Annotated in this window: 16 protein-coding genes; 9 read left to right on the top strand and 7 right to left on the bottom strand. The window is 72.0% G+C overall.

The window, feature by feature from the left end; translation table 11 throughout:
- Positions 1-68: 68 nt before the first annotated feature.
- On the bottom strand, positions 69-2177 hold the full coding sequence (locus tag SOM13_RS01920) for a S9 family peptidase (RefSeq protein WP_320478750.1): 2109 nt from the start codon (positions 2175-2177) through the stop codon (positions 69-71).
- A gap of 32 nt (positions 2178-2209) precedes the next feature.
- Positions 2210-2560 (bottom strand): hypothetical protein, encoded by a 351-nt coding sequence (locus tag SOM13_RS01925; protein WP_192060087.1) that lies wholly within the window; start codon positions 2558-2560, stop codon positions 2210-2212.
- 56 nt (positions 2561-2616) lie between these two features.
- Here SOM13_RS01925 and SOM13_RS01930 point away from each other — a divergent pair, with 56 nt between their 5' ends.
- Positions 2617-3126, top strand: a complete 510-nt coding sequence (locus tag SOM13_RS01930; RefSeq protein WP_243215740.1) for an 8-oxo-dGTP diphosphatase — start codon at positions 2617-2619, stop codon at positions 3124-3126.
- 10 nt (positions 3127-3136) lie between these two features.
- Here SOM13_RS01930 and SOM13_RS01935 read toward each other — a convergent pair whose 3' ends face one another.
- The 3 genes from SOM13_RS01935 to SOM13_RS01945 form a co-directional block, all read right to left on the bottom strand.
- Positions 3137-3364, bottom strand: coding sequence for a hypothetical protein (locus SOM13_RS01935; RefSeq protein WP_192060091.1), 228 nt, complete (start codon positions 3362-3364; stop codon positions 3137-3139).
- Between the two features lie 11 nt (positions 3365-3375).
- Positions 3376-4707, bottom strand: coding sequence for an ABC transporter permease (locus tag SOM13_RS01940; protein WP_320478006.1), 1332 nt, complete (start codon positions 4705-4707; stop codon positions 3376-3378).
- A 65-nt stretch (positions 4708-4772) separates the two neighbouring features.
- Complete coding sequence (locus SOM13_RS01945) at positions 4773-6521, bottom strand: cation:proton antiporter (RefSeq protein ID WP_192060095.1); 1749 nt, start codon at positions 6519-6521, stop codon at positions 4773-4775.
- Between the two features lie 144 nt (positions 6522-6665).
- On the opposite strand from SOM13_RS01945, the gene SOM13_RS01950 reads away from it, so the two are divergent.
- The 4 genes from SOM13_RS01950 to SOM13_RS01965 all read left to right on the top strand — a co-directional run bounded on the left by SOM13_RS01950 (position 6666) and on the right by SOM13_RS01965 (position 11432).
- Positions 6666-8207 (top strand): carboxylesterase/lipase family protein, encoded by a 1542-nt coding sequence (locus SOM13_RS01950; protein WP_320478751.1) that lies wholly within the window; start codon positions 6666-6668, stop codon positions 8205-8207.
- A gap of 91 nt (positions 8208-8298) precedes the next feature.
- Positions 8299-9576 carry an inorganic phosphate transporter gene (locus tag SOM13_RS01955; protein WP_320478752.1) on the top strand — a complete coding sequence of 426 codons (1278 nt, stop codon included), beginning with the start codon at positions 8299-8301 and terminating at the stop codon, positions 9574-9576.
- Positions 9576-9785 (top strand): hypothetical protein, encoded by a 210-nt coding sequence (locus SOM13_RS01960; RefSeq protein ID WP_192060101.1) that lies wholly within the window; start codon positions 9576-9578, stop codon positions 9783-9785. Before SOM13_RS01955 ends, SOM13_RS01960 begins: the two co-directional genes overlap by 1 nt.
- A gap of 129 nt (positions 9786-9914) precedes the next feature.
- Positions 9915-11432, top strand: a complete 1518-nt coding sequence (locus SOM13_RS01965) for an aspartate ammonia-lyase (protein ID WP_192060104.1) — start codon at positions 9915-9917, stop codon at positions 11430-11432.
- 120 nt (positions 11433-11552) lie between these two features.
- Here SOM13_RS01965 and SOM13_RS01970 read toward each other — a convergent pair whose 3' ends face one another.
- The gene (locus SOM13_RS01970) at positions 11553-12695 is read right to left on the bottom strand and encodes a YihY/virulence factor BrkB family protein (RefSeq protein WP_192060106.1); all 1143 of its coding nucleotides are present in this window, start codon (positions 12693-12695) and stop codon (positions 11553-11555) included.
- Between the two features lie 73 nt (positions 12696-12768).
- On the opposite strand from SOM13_RS01970, the gene SOM13_RS01975 reads away from it, so the two are divergent.
- Positions 12769-14142 carry a PrsW family intramembrane metalloprotease gene (locus SOM13_RS01975; RefSeq protein WP_320478753.1) on the top strand — a complete coding sequence of 458 codons (1374 nt, stop codon included), beginning with the start codon at positions 12769-12771 and terminating at the stop codon, positions 14140-14142.
- Between the two features lie 76 nt (positions 14143-14218).
- On the opposite strand, the gene SOM13_RS01980 is transcribed toward SOM13_RS01975, so the two are convergent.
- Entirely contained in the window at positions 14219-15541 is a 1323-nt protein-coding gene (locus SOM13_RS01980) for an MFS transporter (protein ID WP_320478754.1), read from the bottom strand.
- Between the two features lie 179 nt (positions 15542-15720).
- Here SOM13_RS01980 and SOM13_RS01985 point away from each other — a divergent pair, with 179 nt between their 5' ends.
- The 3 genes from SOM13_RS01985 (at position 15721) to SOM13_RS01995 (ending at position 19333) form a co-directional block, all read left to right on the top strand.
- Positions 15721-16095 (top strand): FKBP-type peptidyl-prolyl cis-trans isomerase, encoded by a 375-nt coding sequence (locus SOM13_RS01985; protein ID WP_243213800.1) that lies wholly within the window; start codon positions 15721-15723, stop codon positions 16093-16095.
- A complete protein-coding gene (locus SOM13_RS01990) occupies positions 16095-16934 on the top strand; it encodes an aldo/keto reductase (RefSeq protein ID WP_320478011.1) in 840 nt (279 codons plus the stop codon). Before SOM13_RS01985 ends, SOM13_RS01990 begins: the two co-directional genes overlap by 1 nt.
- Positions 16935-17041: 107 nt before the next feature.
- Positions 17042-19333 (top strand): HelD family protein, encoded by a 2292-nt coding sequence (locus SOM13_RS01995; protein ID WP_320478794.1) that lies wholly within the window; start codon positions 17042-17044, stop codon positions 19331-19333.
- Positions 19334-19355 lie beyond the last annotated feature (22 nt).

Genomic DNA, 19355 nt, shown 5'->3' on the forward strand with positions numbered 1-19355 from the left:
CCGCCGGCCCGGCCGACCCGCGCCTCCTCGGAGTCCGCGGGTCGGGCCGGCCCGCCCGGGTCGGCCGCCTAGGCGCGACCGAGCACGTCGAGGATCCATGCGATCTCGACGGCGCGCTCGCGCCACGACTCGTAGCGACCGCTCACGCCACCGTGCCCGGCCGACATCTCGGTCTTCAGCAGCACGGGCGCGCCGACGTCGCGCAGCCGGGCGACCCACTTGGCGGGTTCGACGTAGAGCACGCGGGTGTCGTTGAGCGAGGTCACGGCGAGGATGCGCGGGTAGGCGACGCCCTCGCGCACGTTCTCGTAGGGGCTGTAGCCGCGCATGTACTCGTAGACCTCGGCGTCGTGCAGCGGGTCGCCCCATTCGTCCCACTCGATCACCGTGAGGGGCAGATCGGGGTCGAGGATGCTCGTGAGCGCGTCGACGAAGGGCACGGCGGCGACGATCCCCGCGAAGCGGTCGGGCGCGAGGTTGGCGACCGCGCCCATCAGCAGGCCGCCGGCGCTGCCGCCCTCGGCGACGAGCAGCTCGGGCGTGGTGCGGCCCTCGGCGATGAGGTGGTCGGCGACGTCGACGAAGTCGGTGAACGTGTTCTTCTTCGTCAGCGTCTTGCCGCCCTCGTACCAGGCGCGACCCAGCTCGCCGCCGCCGCGCACGTGCGCCACGGCGAAGACGACGCCGCGGTCGAGCAGCGACAGGCGGGCGACGCTGAAGCCCGGGTCGATGCTGTGCTCGTACGAGCCGTAGCCGTAGAGGTGGACGGGCGCGGGGCCCGAGGTCGGCACGGCGTCGCGGCGCCAGACCAGCGACACGGGCACGCGCGTGCCGTCGGCCGCGGTGGCCCATTCGCGCGACTGCTCGTAGTCGGCGGGGTCGTAGCCGCCGAGCACGTTCTGCCGCTTGAGCAGGCGACGCTCGCCGGTGCGCACGTCGAGGTCGTACACGGTCGACGGGGTGACGAACGAGGTGTAGCCGAATCGGACGGTGGGCTGGGCGAACTCGGGGTTGCCGCCGACGCCCGCGGCGAAGAGCGGCTCGTCGAACGCGACCTCGGTCACGTCGCCGTAGCCGTCGGCGTCGAGCGGGACGACCGCGAAGCGGGGCAGTGCATCGCGACGGTACTCGACGACCAGATGGCCGGCGAACGCGTCGACCGATTCGAGCCGGACGGAGGCGCGGTGCGGCATGATCACGCGGCGGTCGGTGGTCGAGGTGGGGTCGTCGGCCGGCACGTCGACCAGCTCGAAGTTCTCGGCGCCGTCGTTGTGGACGACGAGGAGGCGGTCGCTGCCCGCGACGATCGCGTGCTCGACCTCGTACTCGACGCCCTCGCGGCGCGGCCACACGACGCGGAACTCGCCCGTCGGGTCGCTCGAGTCGAGCAGCCAGGTCTCGCTGGTGATCTTGGAGCCGATGTCGATCACGAGGTACTGGCGGCTGCGGGTCAGGCCCACGCCGATCCAGTAGCGGTCGTCGGGCTCGGTGAAGACGGTGACGTCGTCGGCCGCCCGGCCGACCTCGTGACGCCAGATGGTGTCGGGGCGCCACGACTCGTCGACCGTGGGGTAGAAGACGTAGCGACCGGTGGCGTCGAAGAGGGCGCCCGGGGCGGTGTCGGCGATCTCGTCGTCCAGGTCGGAGCCGGACTCGAGGTCGCGGATCCGCAGGGTGTAGCGCTCGTCGCCCTCGGTGTCGACCGCGTAGGCCAGCAGTCGGCCGTCGGGGGAGACGTCGAAGCTGCCGAGCGAGAAGAAGTCGTGTCCGTCGGCCTCGACGTTGCCGTCGAGGAGGACCTGCTCGCCCTCGGCGGGGCGGTCGGCGCCGAAGACCGGGGGAGTCCAGTCGTCGGGGCCGGCGATGGGCGCCCGGCAGTGGATGCCGTACTGCGAGCCCTCGGCCGTCCGCGAGTAGTACCACCACGAGCCCTCCCGGACGGGGACGCCGAGGTCCGTCTCTTGGACGCGGCTCCTGATCTCGTCGAACACGGTCTCGCGGAGACCCGCGAGATGCGCGGTCTCCGCGGTCGTGTGGGCGTTCTCGGCCTCGAGATGCGCGAGGACCTCCGGGTCCTCCTTCGCCCTCAGCCATTCGTAGTCGTCGACGAAGTCGTGGCCGTGGTGGCTGCGAGTGACGGGTCTCTTCGGAGCGCGGGGCGCGGGGACGGAAGCCATCCGCCAACCCTACTGAAGGCCGCGATGCGCGCTCAGTGCGAAGCGGCGTCGATCCGGCCCATCAGCGACCACACGGCACGCGACAGCTCGGGGTGCCAGAGCGCGACCGTCCGGAGGAACCTCAGCTCGTCGGTCGTGCCCAGCCCGCCCGCGACGGGCACCCCGTCGACGCCTCGCGCCGCGGCGCGGATCGAGATGACGACCTGCTCGTCGACGGTGGGCAGACCGGGGATGACGTCCCACGGGTCCTCGCCGTTGCGGCACCGGAGCTCGATCAGGGCCGCGAGCTCGTCGTGCGCTTCGGCCCGCAGCACCTCGAGGCTGCGACCGGCCCCACGGAACTCGGGCACGCCCCCTCGGGGCGCGTCGGGTGTCTCGGGCATGCGGACGAGCCTACGCGCGAGCGCCTCGACGGTCGCGGGGCCGCTAGCCTCGGCGCATGGTCTACCGAGTGTGCGTCGCCTACCTCCTCCGCAGGGTCGAGGGGCGGACGGAGGTGCTGCTCGGTCGTAAGAAGCGCGGTCTCGGCACGGGGCGGTACGTCGGTCTCGGCGGCAAGCTCGAGGCGGGGGAGTCGGCGCTCGACGCGATCGTCCGCGAGATCGCGGAGGAGGCGGGCGTGGTCGTGCAGCCGGGCGACCTCGACCGCCGCGGGGATCTGCTCTATCTGTTCCCGCACCGCGAGTCGTGGAGTCAGCGCTCGACGGTGTTCGTCACGACGCGCTGGTCGGGCGAGCCCGTCGAGAGCGACGAGCTCGCCCCCGCCTGGTTCGCGCTCGACGATCTGCCGCTCGACGAGATGTGGAGCGACGCGCGCGTGTGGCTCCCGGCCGTGCTCGCCGGCGGCGCCGTCTCGCACGAGTTCACCTTCGGCGAGGACCTCGCGAGCGTCGCCTCCGATCGGCCTCTGCCCGACGGCATGCCGCCCGTCGGCGCTCCGTCCGCCTGATCGGCCGGGGTCAGCGCTCGCCGCGGTGCGACCGGGAGCCGCTCGAGCGGACGAAGAAGTCGACCACGCCGACCAGCACGGCCAGCACGACCGCGCCCCACGCGTAGCCCACGAAGAGACCGGCGACGTCACGGCCGCCCGGTGCGAGCGTGACGCTCAGGACGTAGAGGGCGGCGGCGGCGACCAGCAGGACGACGACGACCGCGACGAGCAGGCGGTGCAGGGCGGATCGGTTCACGACCGGTCAGCCTACCGGCGGGGTCTCGTCGGGATCGGCCGCGTGTCGAGGGTGTCGTCTTCGAGGCCGCCGGGCGAACCGAGGAACATGTCGCCCGACGTGCCGTCGTCCAGGTCGCCGCGCTCGTCGACGCCGACGGTGTTGATCGTGCCGGTGTCGGTCGAGACGAGCCCGTGGCGTCGCAGCACCTCGTCGCGCTCGGCGACCAGGAAGTCGCGGTTCGCGTTCTGGGCGTCCGCGAACATGGTCGTGCGACCCGTCACGATGCGGCGGATCCGACGTCGCTCCCACCACTTCTTGCCGGTGACCATCAGCACGACCCCCGCGACCGCGTAGGCCAGCATCATCGTGAGTCCGCGACCGTAGCCGGGGCCGACGTCGTAGAGGGCCCGCTTCAGCATCTCGGTGATGCCGCTGCCCACCACGACGTTGTTCAGCCAGGCGAACGGCTGGGGCATGAACCACGACGGGTAGGCCCCGCCCGAGGCCGGCATCGACAGGAAGACGAAGACGATCATCGCGGGCAGGGCGACGAACCGACCGACGAAGTAGCTGATGCCGTTGACGGCGAGGCCGATCGCGATGATCCATCCCCAGCCCAGCAGGAAGAGCTCGAGGAAGTGACCCTGCACGGCGCCGACCACCGGCCCGGCCAGGACGTTCGTGATCAGCGAGATGACCGCCCCGCCGACGACGATCACGGTCGTGCGGGTGCGGTGACGCAGCGGCGCGCCCATCAGCCCGATGAACATGGCGACCATGTAGCCGCCGATGCACCAGGCGAGCATCAGGTAGAGCGAGACCGTGCCGTACTCGTCGTAGGCGGGCAGCGGGGCGAGGTCGGTCACCGCGGGCGCCGCCGCCCCCTCCGCCTCGATCACCGGCGTCAGCATGGCCGGGATCAGGGCGGCGACCTGGTACTGGTGCGCGCTCGCCGTGTAGAGGGCGTCGTCGCCCGGATCGTAGGCGACCGCCACGCGACCGCTCGTGACCGCCGACCGCGCCTCCGCCACGTCGTCGTACGAGCGCAGCTCGATCGCGCCGGGCAGCCGCTCGTCGAGGGTCGTCTGCAGCTCGGACGACGAGCCGACGATCGCCACCGGCACGTCGTGCGGATGCGGCGCATGGAACGCCGCGATGTAGCAGAGGCAGAAGCCGACGATGAAGAACAGCGGCAGCCAGAGCTGCAGCCCGATCAGCTGCAGCGACGGGTGGAGGGTCGAGTACCACCGACGGAAGCGGCCGGGCCCGGTCCGACCGGCTCGATCCGCGCCGCCCGCGCCGTCGTCCGCCGCGCCTCCCGCCGATCCGCCCGTCGTCGATCCCGCCGTCGTGTCCGTCACTGCCGCCTGCTCTCGCCTCGTCCGCCGTCCTCCAGGGTACGCCGCGGTCTCCGCCCGTCGACCCCTCAGGACCTCGTGCTGGCGAGCGCCGAGGTGTCCATGGCGAGCTCCTCCGCGTCGAGCCCGAGCAGCACCCGCCGCATGACCTCCTCGTCGAGGTTGCCCGCGTCGCGTTCGCGGAGCACGACCTCGCGACGCTTGGCCAGCAGCTCCCGACGGATGGTGCCGATCGCGTGCGGTGCCTCGCGCCTCCTGCGGGCCTGGTCGTCCGTCGGGCCGTTCGCCTCGCGTTCGTCGGCGTCGTCGACCGCGGTGCGCTGCAGGGCCTCGTTCTGACGCAGCAGACGCGTGGTGGTCGAGCGGACGGCGCGGTCGGTGAGCTCCGCGCCCCAGCGCTCCTCCCACACAGGTCGGCGGCGTTCGACGTACGCCATCGTCTCCTCCGTGCTGGTCGCGAAGATCTCGAGCTCGGCGGCGAGGTCGCGGTCGCGCTGGGTCTCGTCGCGGACCCCGAGGGCGCGGATCACGACGGGCAGGGTCAGGCCCTGGATCAGCAGGGTCCCCACGGTCACGATGAACGCGATCAGGAACATCGTGTCGCGGGCCGGCACCGCGATGCTCGACTGGGTGACGGCGGGGATCGACACGGCCGCGGCCAGCGTCACCACGCCGCGCATGCCCGTCCACGAGATGACCGTGAGCTGCCGCCAGTCCATCCGGGGCTGCGGCCGGTAGCGGACCGCGCGGAGAGCGGGCGCAGCCCGGGCCCTCCGCAGCGCGGGCACCCTGCGGAGCCTCCGCAGCAGAGGCGACAGGAACACGTAGCGGGCGGCGCGCGCGGCGTAGTGGCTGCCGAAGACGAACACGGGGCGGACGAGCACGACGACCGCGAGCACGGCGAGCGCGACCCCGACGCTCTGCCCCAGACCCCGCTCGCTGTCGGCGACGTCGAGCACCACGGCCCGCAGCTGCAGCCCGATGAGGGCGAAGACGAAGCCCTCGAGGACGACGTCCGCCGCCGACCAGAACGGGCGCTCCTGCAGCCGGGTCGCGTAGCCCGTCCGCGGCGAGTTGAAGCCGACGTAGAGCCCGGCGGCGACGACGCCGAGCACGCCCGATCCGCCGAGCTCCTCCGCCGTGATGTAGGCGACGAACGGCAGGAGCAGTCCGATGACGTTCTCGATGACCGGGTCGTCGATGCGCATCCGCACCCGGTGCGCGACGAAGCCGAGCACGAGACCGACGGCCACCCCGACCCCGATCGCCAGCGCGAAGATGCCGAGGTCGTCCCACACCGTGAGGCTGGCCCCGCCGACGATGGCGAGGAACACCTTCACGAGCGTCAGCGACGCCGCGTCGTTGATGAGGCTCTCGCCCGACAGCACGGTCATCACCTTGCGGGGCAGACCGAGCCTCCGCCCGATGGCGGCGGCCGACACCGCGTCAGGAGGCGCGACCACGGCCCCGACGAGCAGTGCGGCCGGCAGGGTCATGTCGGGGATCATCAGGTAGGCCACGCCGCCCACGGCGAAGGCGGTGACGACGACGGCGCCGACGCCCAGCCGGGCGATCTGGGCCCGGCTCTCGCGGAAGTTGAGCAGCGAGACGTCGAGGGCGGCGGAGTAGAGCAGCGGCGGCAGCACCACGGTCAGGATCAGCTCCGAGTCGATCTCGACGTCGGGCACACCGGGGATCAACGAGACGAGCAGTGCGACGCCGACGGTCAGCAACGGGGCCGGCAGGCCGCGCCAGCGGGCGAAGGCGGTGACGATCAGAGAGCCCGTGAGGATGATCAGCAGCTCGGCGAGTTCCATGCGGAGGCGACCGTCCCGTCGTGTCGGGCAGCCGCGTCGGATGCAGCGACTGCAAGGAGATGCCTCCATCCTGTCAGCGCGCCGCTAGGAGAACGTCGGATGAACGCGGCCGAACCGGCGCCTCCGCCCTCGTAGCATCGTCGGGTGAGCGCCCCCGCCGACGACCTCGTCCGAACGACCCCGCAGGGGTCCGTCCGCGGACTCCGCGAGCGCGGCGTCGTCGCGTGGCGCGGGATCCCCTACGCCGCGCCTCCTGTCGGGCCCCTCCGGTTCCGAGCCCCCGAGCCCGCCCCGGGCTGGGCGGGCGTCCGCGACGCGACCCGGTTCGGGCCCGCCGCCCCGCAGGACAGAGTGCAGTTCGTCGGCGTCGACGCGACGACGCCGCTCAGCGAGGACTGCCTCACGATCAACGTGATCGCGCCCGACGGCAGCGCCGCGGGAGACGACCTGCCCGTGCTGGTCTTCGTGCACGGCGGCGCGTACAGCGTCGGTTCGTCGCGCGAGCACCCGAGGCAGGGCGAGACGCTCGTCCGCGAGGGCGGCATCGTCTACGTGAGCTTCAACTACCGGCTGGGCGCGTTCGGCTACCTCGACTTCACGCACTGGGCCACCCCCGAGCGCCCGCTCGAGTCCAATCTCGGGCTGCGCGACCAGGTGGCCGCCCTCGAGTGGATCCGCGACACGATCCGGTCGTTCGGCGGCGACCCCGATCGCGTGACGCTGTCCGGCGAGAGCTCGGGCGGCAACGCCGTGACGACGCTCATGACGGTGCCGCGCGCTCGCGGGCTGTTCGCCGGGGTGATCGCTCAGAGCTCGCCGCCGAACGCCGTCTACCCGCCCGAGGTCACCCGGCGCTGGGCGGGGGAGTTCCTCGAGATCCTCACCCACGCCCTGCGGGACGACGACCTCGAGTCGACCTCGGTCGACGACGCGGCCGAGCTGCTCGCCGTCGCGCCGACGGGGGCGATCGTCCGGGCCGCGAGTCAGCTGCAGCTGAGGATCCCCGACGAGGATCCGGGCACGATCTGCTTCAGCCCCGTCATCGACGGCGGGTTCCTGCCCGAACGCCCTCTCGACGCGTTCAAGGCGGGGCGGGCGCATCCCGTGCCGCTGATCATCGGGACGAACGACCGCGAGGGCTCGGTCTTCACGGGGCGACGCGACATCCTCGCCACGACCAAGCCGCGCATCCGGGCGATCTTCGCGGCGACGAAGAAGAAGTCGCGACGCGAGATCAAGAAGCACTACCCGGGGCTCCCGTCGCGCCCCGCCGCCCTCGACTTCGGCGGGGACTTCGCGTTCTGGTTCCCCAGCGTCAAGGTGGCCGAGCGGCACGCGGTGCACCAGCCCGTCCGCTTCTACCGGTTCGACGCCACCACGCGGATCCTGCGGGTCGCGGGTCTCGACGCGTTCCACGGGCTCGAGCTCTGGGGCGTCTACGACCGGATGCGCTCCCCGTTCGGCTGGGCGCTCAGCCTGCTCGGCGGGCGTCGTGCGTTCGTGCGGGCCTCGGCCCGGACCCGCGCACGATGGCTCGAGTTCGTCCGCACGGGGTCGGTCGAAGGCTGGCCCACCTACGACCCGTTCCGTCGTCGGACCCTGATCATCGACGTGCGCGACCGCGTCGAGCACGATCCACGGGGCGAGCGCCGCCGCGCCTGGCAGGAGTTCGTGCCGCACGTCTGACGACCGACGGCCACCGCTCGGCACCGCCCGCGAGACACCTCGCGTCCACCTCCGAGTTGACCGCCGTTCACCCAGCTGTGACACTCAGCCGGTGGATATCACGCTCATCGTCGTCCTGGTCATCGCGGTGGCCCTCTTCTTCGACTTCACCAACGGGTTCCACGACACCGCGAACGCGATGGCGACGCCGATCGCCACCGGGGCGATGAAGCCCCGGGTCGCGGTCACCGTGGCCGCGGTGCTGAACCTCGTCGGCGCGTTCCTCAGCACCGAGGTCGCCAAGACCGTCTCGGGCGGCATCATCCGGGAGGGCGACGGGGGAGTCCTGATCACCCCCGAGATGATCTTCGCCGGGCTGATCGGCGCCGTGGTCTGGAACATGTTCACCTGGCTGCGCGGTCTGCCGTCCAGCTCGTCGCACGCGCTCTTCGGCGGTCTGATCGGCGCCGCGCTGGTGGGTGCCGGGCTCGGCTCGGTCGACTTCGGCGTCGTCCTGTCGAAGGTCGTGCTGCCGGCGCTGCTCGCGCCGCTCATCGCCGGGGTGGTCGGGTACACGGCGACGCGCCTGGCGTACACGATCACCAGACGGCGCGACGACAAGAGCGAGCGGGGCGGGTTTCGCTACGGCCAGATCTTCACCTCGTCGCTGGTCGCCCTGGCGCACGGCACGAACGACGCGCAGAAGACCATGGGCGTCATCACCCTGACGCTGATCGCGGGCGGTCTGCTCGCCCCCGACTCGGGCCCGCCGTTCTGGGTCGTCGTGGTCTGCGCGTTCGCCATCGCGCTCGGCACCTACACCGGGGGCTGGCGCATCATCCAGACCATGGGAGGCGGTCTCACCGAGGTCAAGCCCACGCAGGGCTTCTCGGCCGAGGCGTCCACGACGGCCACCGTGCTCGCGTCGAGCCACCTCGGCTTCGCCCTGTCGACGACGCAGGTCGCCAGCGGCTCCATCATCGGCGCCGGTCTCGGTCGCCGCGGCTCGAAGATCCAGTGGGGCACGGCCGGCAAGATCGTCGTCGCCTGGTTCATCACGCTCCCGGCATCCGCCGCCGTGGGCGCCGTCGCCGCGTTCATCGCGTCGTGGGGTCTCCCCGGCCTCGTGATCGACGCCGTCGTCGGTGCCACGGTCATCGCCGGCATCTTCGTCGTCTCGCGCCGTCGGCCGCACGACCAGGGCTCGGCCATCGAGGTCGACGTCGCCGCGACGTCCGTCCTCTCGCGGCGTCGGGCCCGCCGGGCCGACCGCCGCGGACGCGTCGACACGCCGGCGGCCGGTGTCGAGGCGCCGTTCGTCCGGATGGACGATCCACCGGCCTCCGCCGCGACGCGCAGCGGCTCCACCACCGACGACGAGGTGCGCTGATGATCGACTGGTCCGCATTCGTCGTGGTCGCGCTCGTCGCGCTCTTCTCCGCCGCCGCCCTGGTGTCGCTCTACTCGTTCGGGTTGCGCCTGCTCGCCGTCGACGACCGCGCACGGGTGCGCACGATCGCCGGCTACGCCTGCTTCGTGGTCTGCGCGCTCGGCGTCCTGTTCGGCATCTACCTGATCGTGCCCGCCCTCCACAGCTGAACCCTCGCGGGTCGACCCGACCCGCGCCTCCTCGGCCCGCCGCCCCGTGAGGGCCCGCGCCGGTACAGTCGTGGTCACCGCCCGATCGACGACGACCGGGCCCGACTGACGACCGGAGGCGCACCACCCGTGACGCACGAGACAGCAGCAGCCACCCGCACCGAGACCGATTCGCTGGGCAGTCGGGAGGTCCCCGCAGACGCCTACTGGGGCATCCACACATCTCGCGCGCTCGAGAACTTCCCGATCTCGCAACGGCCGATCTCGGTCTACCCCGACCTCGTCATCGCCCTCGCGCTCGTCAAGCAGGCGGCGGCCCGCGCCAACGTCGAGATCGGCGTGCTCGACCGCACCAAGGCCGAGGCCATCGAACGCGCGTGCGTCGAGATCCGCGGCGGGGCGCTGCACGACCAGTTCGCGGTCGGGGTCATCCAGGGCGGCGCCGGCACGTCGACCAACATGAACAGCAACGAGGTCATCGCGAACCGGGCGCTCGAGCTGCTCGGTCACGCGAAGGGCGACTACGCGCGGCTGCACCCCATCGACGACGTCAATCGCAGCCAGAGCACGAACGACACGTACCCGACGTCGATCAAGATCGGCATGGTGCTGACGCTCCGCCGCCTGCTCGACGAGCTCGACCTGCTCGCGACGTCGTTCGCGACGAAGGGCGCCGAGTTCCACGACGTGCTGAAGGTCGGTCGCACCCAGCTGCAGGACGCCGTGCCGATGACCCTCGGCCAGGAGTTCGTCGGCTTCGCCCACACCCTCGGCGAAGACGTGCAGCGGCTGCGCGACGTCGTGCCGCTGCTCGGCGAGATCAACCTGGGCGCGACCGCCATCGGCACCGGGATCACCGCCGACCCGCAGTACGCCGAGGCCGTCCGCCGCCACCTCGGCGAGCTGTCGGGCATGGACCTCGTCACCGCACCCGACCTCATCGAGGCGACGAGCGACACGGGCGTCTTCATGACGCTGATGGGCGCCCTCAAGCGCAGCGCCATCAAGCTCTCGAAGATCTGCAACGACCTGCGGCTGCTGTCGTCCGGGCCGCAGGCGGGCCTCGGCGAGATCACCCTGCCGCCCCGCCAGGCGGGCTCGTCGATCATGCCCGGCAAGGTCAACCCCGTGATCCCCGAGGTCGTCAACCAGGTGGCGTTCTCGGTGGCCGGGGCCGACCTCACCGTCACGATGGCGGCCGAGGCCGGTCAGCTGCAGCTGAACGCCTTCGAACCGGTCATCACGCACTCGGTGATGCAGAGTCTGCAGTGGATGACCTACGCCTGCCGCACGCTCCGGGTCAACTGCGTCGACGGCATCGAGGCCAACCGCGCGCGGCTCAGCCAGCAGGTCGACACCAACGTCGGCAGCGTCACGGCGCTCACGCCCTACATCGGCTACGCGGCGGCCGCGGCGATCGCCCACACGGCGCTGACCACGAACGGCTCCATCTCGGCGCTCGTCGTCGCCGCGGGCCTCATGAGCGAGGCGCAGGTGCAGAAGGTCCTGTCGCCCGCGCGCCTCTCGGGGCTCGAGGCCGTCACGAGCTCGATCCCGATCATCGACGTCGACGACCCCGCCGCGGCGGTGGCCCGGGCGGCCAACTCGGCCGGGGCGCGCAACCCCGCCGACGAGACCGCCGGCTGAGGCGGGCGCGGCAGGCCGGAGGCGACGGCGGCGAAGGAGGCGCGGTGCCGGTCGCACCGGCACCGCGCCTCCTGCAGGTCGCAGCCCTCCGACGGAGGCCTCGCGACCGGAGCCTCCTGATCAGGGGGTCGAGGGCGCGTGGCTGGTCGTGTCGGTCTGCTCGGAGCGCTCCGCCGCGTGCTCCCGCTCGGCGTCGGCCGCCGCCTGCTCGTGCTCGGAGCGCAGGTGCAGCCGCCGCAGCTCGTCGGGGTCGAGCACCCCGCCGTTCTCGCGCAGCGACCGCTCGCGGATGGCGCGGCCGACCCGGATGTCCCAGGCGAGGTTGCGCGCCAGGATGTGATTGCGCGCCGTGTCGCGCATCGGCAGCGGGATGACCTCCTCGGCCTTCACCCCGCGCCGCAGCTGACGCATGCGGAGGATCTCGCTGTCGAGCTCGCCCCCGATGATCAACACGAAGTTGCTGATGTACGCGTAGAGCAGCACGACGACGACGCCGCCGACCCAGCCGTAGAAGCGGTCGTAGTTGGAGACCGTCAGCACGTAGGTCGCGAAGCCCGCGGTCGCGAGCGCCCAGCCGCCGAGCGCCACCATGGCGCCGTACGACACCCAGCGCAGGCGAGGCGGTCGGACGTTCGGCGTGAAGAAGTAGAGGACGGCCACCGACAGCACGGCGAGGGCGACCAGCACCGGCCACTTGAGCACGTTGTAGAGGTCCGTCCAGGGGCGGCCGATGCCGAGACGACCGGCGACCGCATCGCTGAGGGTCGGGGTCACCAGCAGGATCACCGCGATCAGCGCGAGCGAGACCATCAGCACGAGCGTCACGATCATCATGTGGCCGCGGAACTTCCAGATGCGTCGCCCCTCCTCGACCTCGTAGGCGGTGTTCATCGCCCGACCGAACGCCGTGGCGTAGGCCGACAGCGACCAGAGGGTCAGCCACAGGCCGATGGCGAACGCGAGCCCCGGGCTCGACAGGCTCAGCATCTGCTCGAGCGGGCTGCGCAGCGACTCGACCGCGTTCGGCGTGAGGATGTACCTCGCGACCACGAGGATCTCCTCGACCGCGTCACGCCCGTCGTCGACGAACAGGGCGACGCCCGACACGAGCGCCAGGGCCGTGGGCACCAGGGCGAGCAGGGCGAAGAACGTCAGCGAGGCCGCCGCATCGATCGTGCGATGCCGGAGGAAGTCGTGCCAGACCCGCATGACGACGTAGCGGAGCATCGTCGGGTCCTCGGGCAGGGACCGGGTCGACGACATCCCCCGAGGATACCGCCGGCCCGTCGCCCGCCCCGGCCGCTCGGCCGATCCCGGCTGCCCCTAAGGTCGAGGCATGACCTGGAACGATCCCCGCGGCCACGACCACCCCAGGTCGTCGACCGTCACGCCGAACCCGCAGCCGGTGTGGTACCCGGTGCAGCCGGTGTTCAGCCGACCCGCGCCTCCTCGGCCCCGCGTCGCGAGCACGGTGGCGCTCGCGGTCGGGTTCACCGTCATCGGGGTGTTCGCGCTCGCCGTGGTCGTGTACTTCCTGATCTTCCTCCGCCCGTCGCTGATCGCGGCCGGCGCGCTGCTCGCCTTCGTGCCGCTCGCGATCGTGCTGGTCGGCATCTGGCTCGTCGACCGGTGGGAGCCCGAGCCCCGGGTCGCGCTGCTGTTCGCGTTCCTCTGGGGCGCAGCCGTCGCCGTGAGCACCGCGCTCGTGGTCGACATCGTCGTCGGCAACGTCCGGGCCGTCTTCGGTCTCGCCGATGGCGACTCCGCCGATCTCTTCGGGGCGGTCGTGCAGGCGCCCGTCGTCGAAGAGGCCGCCAAGGGCTTCGGGGTGCTGCTGGTGCTCTGGATCTTCCGCCGCCACTTCGACGGCCCGGTCGACGGCATCGTCTACGCCGCCACGGTGGCGGCCGGCTTCGCCTTCGTCGAGAACATCCAGTACTTCGCCGTGCAGGTCGCCGACGACCTCGCGACCGGCAGCCAGGGGCTCGTGTTCACGTTCCTGGTGCGGGCGATCATGTCGCCCTTCGCCCACGTCATGTACACGGCCTGCACCGGCGTCGCCCTCGGCTACGCCGTCCGTCGCACGGGCCCGTTCGGCGCCATCGGCTTCTTCTTCGCGGGTCTCGTCCCGGCCATCGCGCTGCACGCCCTCTGGAACGGCGCGCTCGTCGTCGTCGGGGGGGCGTTCTTCGCCTACTACCTGCTGGTGCAGGTGCCGATCTTCGCGGCGATGGTGGGGCTCGTCATCTTCCTGCGCCGCAGCGAGCGCCGAACCACGCACGCCCGCCTCGCTGAGTACGCGGCCGTCGGCTGGTTCAGCGCCGACGAGGTCGCCATGCTCTCGACCTCCGCCGGGCGTCGCCGCGCCCGCCGCTGGGCCGCGGCGAACGGCCTCGGTCCCGCCATGAAGCGCTTCGTATCGGACGCCACCCGGCTGGCGTCGACCCGGCAGCGGATGCTCAAGGGGCGCCGAGAGCTCGACGCGGTCGCCGGCCGCGACGAGGCCGAGCTGCTGCAGGCGCTCGGCGCCAGCCGGGCCGCGTTGCAGGCGCCCGCCACCGCGTTCGCCGATCACGCGCCGCGTCCCGACGGCACGCCCTGGGTCGACGGATCGGGGCGCCCGATGGGCAGCGGCTACGACGGCGCGGGCCGGGGGCGGCAGCCGGTGTACTACGACCAGTGGGGGCGTCCGCTGCCTCCGCAGTGGTGACGGCCGCGCACCTCCCTCGCCGACCGCGCCCGTCGTCCCTCCGGGCGTCCTGCCCGTCGTCCCGCCGGGCGCGCGATCAGGGCGTCGGCGCGGTCGCGTCGTAACGGCGGAACGACGGCGTCAGCCGGGCCACCACCCCGAGCAGGACGACGACGAGCGCTCCGCCGAGCAGCGGCGGCCAGGCGACGCCGACCGCGGCGACGAGTCCGACGAACAGGTCGCCGAGGCGGGGCCCGCCGGTGACGACGACGATGAAGATCCCCTGCAGGCGCCCGCGCATCGAGTCGGGCGCCGCGGCCTGCAGGATCGTCGAGCGGAAGATCGAGCTGACGTTGTCGGCCGCACCCGCCCCGGCCAAGGCGATCGCGGCCGCGACGAGGGCGACCGGTCGGGCGTCGGCCAGACCGTCGCCGAGAGCGCCGCCCGCTCGCATCGGCGTCAGCGCCAGGACGACCCCGAAGGCCGCTATGAAAGCGCCGTAGACCGCGATGGAGCGGTTGACCGCCCGGCCCTGCAGCCGCACCTGCCCCAGACGGCCGGAGAACACGCTGCTGAGCAGCGAGCCGACGGCGTAGGAGGCGGTGAGGGCTCCGACGGTCACCGCGCCTCCTCCGATCACCAGGGTGCCGACGACCGGGTACAGCACCCGCGGCTGTCCGAAGGTCATGGCGATCAGGTCGACGACGAACGTGGTGCGGATGTTCGGCGAGCTCCGCAGGAACCGCATGCCCTGGGCGAGCGACGACAGGCCGGGTCGGCTGGTCTCGCCCTCGGGTCGGATGGGCGGCAGCGTGAGGATGCCGACGAATGCGAAGGAGAAGAGCACGACGTCGACGCTGTACGTGAGCGGGAACCCCACCCCCGCGACCAGCACCCCGGCCAGAGCGGGGCCGACGGTCAGCATCAGGCCGGTGCCGATGCCGCCGAGGGCTGCGGCGGCCGGGAGGAGGCGCGTGGGCAGCAGGCGGGGCACGATCGCCGCCCGCGAGGTCGCGATCATCGTCCCGGCGACGGCGACGGCGTTGACGCAGGCGAGCAGGTAGAGCAGCGCGACCTCGCGGACCCCGAGCCAGGCGTGCAGGGCGATCGCCGCCGTCGACAGCCAGGCGAAGACGGCCGCGACGAGGGCCACCTTCCGTCGGTCGAACGCGTCGGCGAGCATCCCGCCGTAGAGGCCCGCCACGATCATCGGCACGAGCGAGAACACGCCGACGAGGGCCACGGCGAAGGTCGAGCGGGTGATGTCGTAGACCTCGAGGCCGACGGCGACGACGGTGAGCTGCGTGCCGATGCCGCTGACGGTGTTGCCGACGAAGAGCCGGGCGAAGGCGGGGCTCGCGCGGAGGGGCGTCAGGTCGACGAAGAGCGGTCGTCGCGGTGCGCCGGGAGGAGTGGACAAGACTCCATCATCGTCGATTTTGCGCGGCCCGGGAGCGGAGGTATCGTCCATTCGTTCGCATCGATGAGCAGATCTCGGTGCGAACGGACGGTGGGTCGACCACTCGAGCCTCGCAGGGAGGACACGAGCGGTCGACCCTCCTTCGTCTGGTCGGGTCCGTCGGTGGTTGGATGGTCGGTATGACTCACGACCCCAGCATCAAGCCCGAGATCGACGCCCCCGAGGGCCCCGCCCCCACCGAGCTGCAGATCGTCGACATCACCGTCGGCGACGGCGACGAGGCGAAGTCCGGTTCGACCGTCAACGTGCACTACCTCGGCGTCGAGTACGACTCCGGCGAGGAGTTCGACTCGTCGTGGAGCCGCGGCGAGCCGATCAACTTCCCGCTCGCGGCGCTCGTGCTCGGCTGGCAGGAGGGCATCCCCGGCATGAAGGTCGGCGGACGTCGCAAGCTCGTCCTCCCCCCGCACCTCGCGTACGGCCCCGCCGGCGGCGGTCACTCGCTCTCGGGCAAGACCCTCATCTTCGTGATCGACCTGCTCGGCGTCAGCTGATGACGGCGGCCTCGGCACCCTCCGTCGGGTTGAACGACGGTCGCACCCTCCCGAGCCTCGGGCTCGGCACGTACGGGATGAACGGCGCCGAGGGCGCCGGGCAGATCGCCACGGCCATCGAGTCGGGTTACCGCCTGATCGACACGGCGCTCAACTACGGCAACGAAGACGCGGTGGCCGAGGCCGTCCGACGGGTCGACGTGCCCCGCGACGAGCTCGTGATCACGACCAAGCTGCCCGGTCGGCACCACGGTTACGACGAGACCATCGCGAGCTTCCACGAGAGCCTCGGCACCCTCGGCCTCGAGCGGGTCGATCTCTACCTGATCCACTGGCCGCTGCCGCGGGTCGACAAGTACGTCGACTCGTTCCGCGCCTTCGTGAAGCTGCAGGAGGACGGCCTCGTCTCGTCCGTCGGCGTCTCGAACTTCACCGAGGCTCACCTCCAGCGGTTGGCCGACGAGACCGGCGTCGTGCCGGCGGTCAACCAGATCGAGCTGCACCCGTACTTCCCGCAGGCCGGCCTCCGGGCCGTCCACGAGCGCATGGGCATCGTGACCGAGAGCTGGAGCCCCCTCGCGAAGCAGAGCGAGCTGCTCAGTGAGACGGTCATCACGGACATCGCTGCCGCGCACGGGAAGACCCCGACGCAGGTCGTGCTCCGCTGGCACGTCCAGCTCGGCGCCGTCCCGGTGCCGAAGTCGGCCGACCCCGGTCGCCAGCGCGAGAACCTCGACGTCTTCGACTTCGAGCTGACGGCGGCCGAGGTCGAGGCCATCAGCGGCCTCGAGCGCGGTCGGCTGTGGGACGGCGACCCCGAGACCCACGAGGAGTTCTGACCGGCACACCGCCGTGTCGACCGAGCGCCCCCAGCCACCCGGCGGGGGCGTTCGGTCGTCCGGCGGCAGGTAGACTGACACGCCGACTTTCCCGAAGGGTTGAGTGACTGTTGTCTTTTGAGCTGGACCGCGAACGCGCCTACGTGGGCACGCTCTACTCGCGACTCGACGAGTTGAAAGCCGACGCCCGAGGGCGTCTCGAGACCGTGCGGCGCGAGACCGTCGGGGGCAATCACCAGAGCCGCAGCGAGCGCGACTCGTACGCGCGGCTCTACGAGGACACGATCGCCCAGCTCGGCGCCGTCGACGAGCGGCTCGCCTTCGGGCGCCTCGAGCTGGAGGAGCCCGACGAGCTCGGTCAGAGCGGCGACGTCGACGCCCCGGCCGAGGCCGGCGAGGGCGGTCGGTACCGCTACATCGGCCGCATCGGCCTCCGCGACCGGTTGCACCACCCGATCCTGCTCGACTGGCGCGTGCCGGGTGCGGCCGCCTTCTACCAGGCGACCGCGGCGACTCCGCAGGGCGTGCGGGCCCGGCGTCACCTGACCCTCGACGGGCGCACCGTCACCCGGCTCGAGGACGAGGTCTTCGACCCCGACCTGCTCGACCGCGACGACGTGCAGCTGCAGGGCGAGGGCGCGCTCATGGCCGCCCTCACCGCGCAGCGCACCGGGCGCATGACCGACATCGTGGCGACCATCCAGGCCGAACAGGACCGCATCATCCGCGCACCGCTCGACGGCGTGCTCGTCGTCCAGGGCGGACCGGGCACGGGCAAGACCGCCGTCGCGCTGCACCGCGCCGCGTACCTCCTCTACTCGCACCGCGAGCGCCTCCGCGGCTCGGGTGTGCTCGTGGTCGGCCCGTCGCGGTCGTTCCTCCGGTACATCGAGCAGGTGCTGCCGTCGCTCGGCGAGAGCGGCGTCGTGCTGTCGAGCCTCGGCGGTCTCTACCCGGGCCTCGAGACCCAGCTCGACGACGCGCCCGAGACGGCGGCGATCAAGGGCCGCGCCGAGATGGCCGACCTGATCCGCCGTGCGGTCCGGTCGCGGCAGGTGCGCCCGACCGAGTCGACGACCATCGACATCAACGGCGAGCGCCTCGTCGTCCAGCCCGACCTCGTGGGCGACGCGATGCGTCGTGCCCAAGAACGGGGCAAGCCGCACAACGAGGCTCGCGTCACGTTCAACAAGGGCGCCCTGTCGGCCCTCACCCGGTTGCTCGTCGCTCAGATGCGCGAGCACGGCACGACCGTCGACGAATCGGACGAGGCGGTGCTCCGCGAGGACATCCGCCAGTCGTACGACGTGCGGGTGCTGTTGAACACGGCGTGGATGCCGCTCTCGGCCGAGAAGCTCGTCGAAGACCTCTACGCCCGGCCGAACTGGCTGGCGTCGTTGACCCCGCGCTGGAGCCCCGCCGAGCGCGCCCTGCTGCAGCGCCCCCGGGGTTCGGAGTTCACGATCTCCGACGTCCCCCTCCTCGACGAGGCGGCCGAGCTGCTCGGCGAGTTCCAGGCCGGCGTGGACCCCGACAAGCTGGCGCGCAAGCAGCAGCGCAAGCGCGACATCGAGAACGCCGAGCGCGCGATCGAGAACATGGGCGTCGAGGGCATGGTGTCGGCCGAGCAGATCGCGGGCGGGTTCGCCGAACGGGCCGCCTCGATGACCACGGCCGAGCGTGCGGCCGGCGACCGCACCTGGGCCTTCGGCCACGTGGTGGTCGACGAGGCGCAGGAGCTCTCGCCGATGCAGTGGCGTCTGCTGTCGCGTCGGTGCCCGCTGCGGTCGTTCACCGTCGTCGGCGACATCGCGCAGGCGTCGAGCCCGGCGTCGGCCGACTCGTGGGACCGCGCCCTGCAGAGCCTCCTGGGTCGTCGTCGTCGCGGCACCGAGGCCCCGACCAGCGCCCCGTGGACTCTCGAAGAGCTGACGGTCAACTACCGGACCCCGACGCAGATCGTGCAGTACGCCGAGCACGTCGCGAAGGCGACCGGTCTGCGCATCACCCCGAGCAGGTCGGTGCGCTCGAGCGAGTGGCCGGTGCTCGAGGTGACCGGCGCCTCCTCGAGAGACGACTTTGTCCGCGCCACGGTCGACGCCGTGCGGGCCGACCGTGAGATCGACGGCGACGGGACCCTCGCGGTCGTCGCCCCCGCGCAGGCCGTCGCCACGCTCGTCGACGCGTTGTCGGCGGCGCTGCCCGGCCTGGTCGCCGCGGGCACGGCCTCGCTGACCAAGCCGGTCTCCGTGCTCAGCCCGGCGACCGCGAAGGGCCTCGAGTTCGACTCCGTCGTCGTCGTCGACCCCGAGCGCATCCGGACCGGTGCCGAGCGGGGCAACGCCAGCCTGTACGTGGCGATGACGCGCCCCACCCAGCGTCTGACCGTCGTCAGCTGACGAGGCGCGCCTCGTCGGTCGA

Source organism: Frigoribacterium sp. CFBP9030 (genome assembly GCF_034045195.1).
Lineage (GTDB): Bacteria > Actinomycetota > Actinomycetes > Actinomycetales > Microbacteriaceae > Frigoribacterium.

Coding starts and splice junctions, on each gene's coding strand:
- SOM13_RS01945 (WP_192060095.1), bottom strand. CDS start 6,521: ATGGAACTCGCCGAGCTGCTGATCATCCTCACGGGCTCTCTGATCGTC.
- SOM13_RS01960 (WP_192060101.1), top strand. CDS start 9,576: ATGATCGACTGGTCCGCATTCGTCGTGGTCGCGCTCGTCGCGCTCTTC.
- SOM13_RS01990 (WP_320478011.1), top strand. CDS start 16,095: ATGACGGCGGCCTCGGCACCCTCCGTCGGGTTGAACGACGGTCGCACC.
- SOM13_RS01930 (WP_243215740.1), top strand. CDS start 2,617: ATGGTCTACCGAGTGTGCGTCGCCTACCTCCTCCGCAGGGTCGAGGGG.
- SOM13_RS01985 (WP_243213800.1), top strand. CDS start 15,721: ATGACTCACGACCCCAGCATCAAGCCCGAGATCGACGCCCCCGAGGGC.
- SOM13_RS01920 (WP_320478750.1), bottom strand. CDS start 2,177: ATGGCTTCCGTCCCCGCGCCCCGCGCTCCGAAGAGACCCGTCACTCGC.
- SOM13_RS01970 (WP_192060106.1), bottom strand. CDS start 12,695: ATGTCGTCGACCCGGTCCCTGCCCGAGGACCCGACGATGCTCCGCTAC.
- SOM13_RS01925 (WP_192060087.1), bottom strand. CDS start 2,560: ATGCCCGAGACACCCGACGCGCCCCGAGGGGGCGTGCCCGAGTTCCGT.
- SOM13_RS01975 (WP_320478753.1), top strand. CDS start 12,769: ATGACCTGGAACGATCCCCGCGGCCACGACCACCCCAGGTCGTCGACC.